Origin of the sequence: Aeromonas sp. 604176 (assembly GCF_049170755.1) — a bacterium.
Taxonomy (GTDB): domain Bacteria; phylum Pseudomonadota; class Gammaproteobacteria; order Enterobacterales; family Aeromonadaceae; genus Aeromonas; species Aeromonas veronii_A.
In genome coordinates this window covers 1-4,799 of sequence record NZ_JAAKNE010000180.1, presented here as the reverse complement: position 1 = coordinate 4,799, position 4,799 = coordinate 1, and the positions used below count along the sequence as shown (strand labels likewise).

Here is a 4,799-nt window from a genome sequence, read left to right as displayed (position 1 = left end):
GACAGCAGCGCCGGAATGATGCCGTCCCAGTCCTGCTTGACCAGGGTGCACTTCACTTTCATCTCTTCGCACAGGGCGTTGGCGATGTCGATATCAAAGCCTTTCACCTCGCCACTGGGCTCGGTCCAGGAGAAGGGGGGATAGGCACCCTCAACCCCGATCCGGACCTCTTTCCACTCCTTGGCCATCAGGCTACCGGACGCGAGGGCAGTAACTACGGCTGTCGCCAGCATCAGCTTGTTCATGTATCTCTCCTTGATAAAACAGTTGATTGGGTAACCAGGCATCCCGCCATCAGTAGATGGAGGAGATGAATTGCTTGAACCGCTCGGATTTGGGATGGGCGAAAATCTCCTTGGGGTTGCCCTCCTCTTCCACCCGCCCCTGATGCAGAAACATCACCTTGTTCGATACATCCCGGGCAAACGACATCTCGTGGGTCACCACCAGCATGGTGCGCCCCTCTTCGGCCAGCTCGCGCATCAGGCCGAGCACCTCCCCCACCAGCTCGGGATCCAGCGCCGAGGTGGGTTCGTCAAACAGCATCACCTCGGGCTCTACCGCCAGCGCACGGGCAATGGCGGCTCGCTGCTGCTGACCACCGGAGAGGTGGCCGGGATAGTAGTCACGCCGCTCCCAGAGTCCAACCCGGTTGAGCAGTTGCTCTGCCTTGGCCAATGCTTCGGCGCGAGGCACCTTGAGCACCTGGATTGGCACTTCGATGATGTTCTGCATGATGGTCATGTGTGACCAGAGATTGAAACTTTGAAACACCATGGCCAGTCGGCTGCGGATCCGCTCCACCTGACGCATATCCTCGGGCAACCGCTCGCCGGCGCGGCTGGTTTTCATCCGGATCAGCTCGCCATGGAGCGAGACGGTGCCGGATGAGGGGGTTTCGAGCAGATTGATACAGCGAAGAAAGGTCGACTTCCCCGAGCCGGAGGAGCCGATAAGGGAGATCACATCCCCCTTGTGGGCGGTCATGTCGATGCCCTTGAGCACTTCGTGGGTGCCAAAATATTTGTGCAGATCACGTACTTCCAGTGCGGCAACGTCGCTCATCCATTACAACCTTGTCTGTCCCTAGACGCCGCAGGGGGCGTGACTCAACCATCGTCAATTTAACAAAAAGTTAACCGATGGCAACCTTCAGCGAAAATATCACCCGGATAGTGAAAAAACAATACAGAACGAGGGTCTTCAGGGGATTCGCTCTATTTTTATTCGCTCTTTGCGTATTTTTCAGCACTTTGTTTGCATAAACAGCCGTTTCAATGGCTATTCCGATAACGCCTTTTTATACCCCAATCATATCAGTGGCAAGAGAAAAGCGTGATGTGTGCCAAACCGGCACCAAAATGGCTTTATGCACCCCCTTGCCGAGCGAAATATCTGCCCCCCGATCGGATCAACTTGATTTCATTGGTGCACTCGGGCTCGCACAGAACCTTATCAAACAGAGAGGTTGTGGCAAAAAAGTAACAATCTGCCCCCAAAAGGGCTGTTTTCGGCCATGAAAGCGAGAGATATGTGACACAGAGCCAATAAGTAATGATAAGGTGGTGTTTTTATCAGTTTTTGTGATCGAGGCCTCGATGCTGCTCAATGTGTTGCTGATCCTGTTGCCACTGGCAATCGGCTATCTGATTCCCCTCTCCTCTGCCCGGCTGATCAAGCTGGTCAACCAGAGTCTGGGCAAGATGGTCTACCTCATTCTGTTTCTGATGGGGCTCGGGCTTGCCTATGTGGAGAACTTGGGCAGCAATCTGGCGGTGATCTTCAAAGTCGCCGGGGTGATGCTGACCGCGATCACGCTCTGCAACCTGCTGGCTCTCTGGTGGCTCGACAAGCGCACGCCGCCGACCCACGAGGCGAGCGATAGCAAAATGCCGAGCAAGCTGCACCTGCTGTGGGAATCCCTGCAGCTCTGCTTTGTGGTGCTCGGCGGTGTGCTGCTGGGTCTACTGGTGGATCTGCGCGCACTGCCCATCGACAAGTGGAGTGAGTGGGCCCTGATGCTGCTGCTGTTTCTCATCGGGGTGCAGATGCGCAACTCCGGCATGCGGCTGCGCCAGATCCTGCTCAACCCCTGGGGGATGAAGATCGCCGCCACCGTCATCCTCAGCAGCTGGCTTGGCAGCCTGCTGGCGGCCCAATTGCTGGGCATGCCCTTTGCCCATGGTCTGGCGATGAGCTCGAGCTTCGGCTGGTATTCGCTCTCCGGCATTCTGGTGGCCGACAAACTGGGGCCGGTGCTCGGTTCTGCTGCCTTTATCAACGATCTTGGGCGCGAGCTTATCGCCATTCTGATCATCCCGGTGCTGATGCGCCATCACCCCTCTGCCGCCATTGGCTATGGCGGCGCCACGGCGCTTGACTTCACCCTGCCGGTCATCCAGAAATCAGGGGGCATTCAGGTGGTGCCGGTGGCCATTGTCTCCGGCTTTATCCTGAGCCTGCTCGGCCCCATCCTGATCCTCGGGTTTCTGGCGATCTAAGCCTGATTTCCACATTGCAGATAAAAAAGCCCGACCTTGTTGTCGGGCTTTTGCTGTTTGAAGCAACCACGCACTGGCTGCGATATTGCTCGCAGCCTTATTCGCGCCACAGGCCGCCACTCATCACCCTTTCGATAGCAAACGTCCGGTCGTGCACCAGCAGCAGATCCGCATCCTGCCCGACCCCGATACGGCCCTTGCTGCAGAGCCCCAGCGCCTGCGCCGGATTGCTTGTCACCACGGCCAACGCCCTCTCCAGCGAGACACCGAGCCGGGTCGCGCGCACGCACTGCTGCCACAGGCTGGCAATCTGGCCACAGCGCATTTCGATTAGCCGCCCTTCGCCATCAAAGCGCGGCAGGCTGGCGTTGGCATCCGAACTGAAGGTGATGCGATCGGCAGGCACATTGGCGGCCAGCAGCTCGACGAGCGCATCGGCGGCAAGCCGCTCGCCATCCTCCAGCAGATCGGGAAAGCTCGAGGTGGTGAGGTCGACCCAACCTCCCGCCTTGCCCCACTCGATGGCCTCGGCAAAGAGCCAGGGGTTGCGGTTGCAGTGGGTGGGATAGAGCTGGCGCAGCGGAATGTCGGTCTCATCGCGCAGGGCCCGCAGGGGGGCCAATGCCCCCTTGCCATCCCCGACATGAAAGAAGCTGACCCCGCTCTTGCCCGCAAGCAGCCCGGCCACTCGCGCCTCGCTGGCAAGCCTGGCCAGCTCATCGTGGGTCGGCGCACTGGATCTGTGGTCGCTGATGGCCACCTCCCCCACCCCCAATACCTCGGGGATCAGGATGATGTCCGACTCCACCGTACCGGTCAGGGTCTTGACAGGCAGATGGTAGGAGCCGGTATACATAAAGGCGCTCACCCCGGCGGCGCGAAACTCGCGCACCTTGCCGAGCACCTGCGCGGGGGAGCGGGTCAGGCTATCGGTGCCGAGCGCCGCCACCAGGGTAGTGACACCGGCCATAAGCGCCTCGCTCGCCGCGAGTTCAGGGGTGCGAAAAGCAAAGCCCCCCTCACCACCGCCCCCCGTGATATGGGCCAGCGGATCCACCAGCCCGGGCACCAGATAGCGGCCACGACCATCGACCCGATGCAGCGGCCAGTCGGCGGGCACCGTCAACCCCTTGCCCATCCAGGCGATACGGCCATCGGCCACCAGCAGATCCTGCTGGCCAAGGTGGGTGGGGCTGAAGATCTCGGCTCCCTCGATCAGGGTCAGCATGGCGATCCTCCTTGCACGATTGTCGCTTGCCCAATGAAAAGAGAGGGAGCAAGCTCCCTCCCCCCGTCAACCACCATATATATCGTACTTGAAGTACTTCTGGTTGATCTGCTGATAGGTGCCATTGGCACGCAGGGCCTTGATCGCCTCGTCCAGCTTGCCCTTGAGCTCCTTATCGCTCTTGCGCACGGCGATCCCCATGCCATTACCAAACCACTGGCGATCGGTCAGGGTGGGCCCCACATAGTCGAACTTGTCGCCCCCCTCTTTGCCAAGCAGCCCCTGCTCGATGGCAGAGGCATCGGCCAGCAGGGCCAGCACCCGACCCGCTTTCAGATCGAGATAGGCCTCATCGGCATTGCCGTAGCGGACTATGGTGACATTCGAGCCAAAATTGTCGGTCAGGTACTTGTCGTGGGTGGTGGCACGCTGCACCCCGATGCGCTTGCCCGCCATGCCTTCCGGGGTCAGCGTCAGCTCGGTCCCCTTGGCCGCCACAAAGCGATTGGGAATATGGGCATATTTCTCGGTGAAGTCGACCTTCTGGCGCCGCTCGTCGGTGATCGACATGGCGGCTATGATGGCGTCGTATTTGCGCGACAGCAGGGCCGGGATCATGCCGTCCCAATCCTGCGCCACCAACTCGCACTTGACCGCCATCTGCTGACACAGGGCGTTGGCGAGATCGATATCAAACCCCTTGATCTCGCCCGACGCATCGGTCCAGGAGAAGGGCGGGTAGGCCCCCTCCACCCCGAAGCGCACGGTTTTCCACTCCTTGGCCATAGCGGGGGTGGCCAGCAGGCTGGCAACAAACAGGGCTGAGAGGGTCAGTCTGATCTTCATCATGTGTACTCCATTACATAAAAAGCGCACAGGCGCGGACAAGGCACCGCAGGCGAATACATGCGATGACCAAAAGCAGCAAAATCTGGATGAGCGAGATCACGCCCGAGCGGGCGTCAGTGAACTGCTCCAGGGGTTCGATCTATTCGTCGAACCACTCGGAGAGATAGAAAGGCTTGAAGTAGAAGGCCAGAAAAAAGCCTCTGGCTTTGCGCATCATGGTG

6 protein-coding genes are annotated in these 4,799 nt (G+C 59.4%); 2 read left to right on the top strand and 4 right to left on the bottom strand.

Annotated features, from left to right (window positions below; genetic code table 11):
* The coding region (locus G5358_RS20070) for a transporter substrate-binding domain-containing protein (RefSeq protein WP_421324784.1) at window positions 1–245 on the bottom strand (245 nt) is incomplete at its 3' end.
* A gap of 49 nt (window positions 246–294) precedes the next feature.
* Window positions 295–1,065 carry an ABC transporter ATP-binding protein gene (locus G5358_RS20065; RefSeq protein WP_005337310.1) on the bottom strand — a complete coding sequence of 257 codons (771 nt, stop codon included), beginning with the start codon at window positions 1,063–1,065 and terminating at the stop codon, window positions 295–297.
* A 533-nt stretch (window positions 1,066–1,598) separates the two neighbouring features.
* Between G5358_RS20065 and G5358_RS20060 the strand changes: the two genes are divergently transcribed.
* Window positions 1,599–2,501, top strand: coding sequence for a lysine exporter LysO family protein (locus G5358_RS20060; RefSeq protein WP_216954347.1), 903 nt, complete (start codon window positions 1,599–1,601; stop codon window positions 2,499–2,501).
* A gap of 97 nt (window positions 2,502–2,598) precedes the next feature.
* Here G5358_RS20060 and iadA read toward each other — a convergent pair whose 3' ends face one another.
* Window positions 2,599–3,729 (bottom strand): beta-aspartyl-peptidase, encoded by a 1,131-nt coding sequence (iadA, locus tag G5358_RS20055; protein WP_421324783.1) that lies wholly within the window; start codon window positions 3,727–3,729, stop codon window positions 2,599–2,601.
* A 66-nt stretch (window positions 3,730–3,795) separates the two neighbouring features.
* Window positions 3,796–4,578, bottom strand: a complete 783-nt coding sequence (locus G5358_RS20050; protein ID WP_408082988.1) for an ABC transporter substrate-binding protein — start codon at window positions 4,576–4,578, stop codon at window positions 3,796–3,798.
* Between G5358_RS20050 and G5358_RS20045 the strand changes: the two genes are divergently transcribed.
* Window positions 4,577–4,799 (top strand): hypothetical protein (locus tag G5358_RS20045; protein WP_421324782.1); only part of this gene is annotated, 223 nt, incomplete at its 3' end. The two genes, G5358_RS20050 and G5358_RS20045, sit on opposite strands and share 2 nt — an antisense overlap.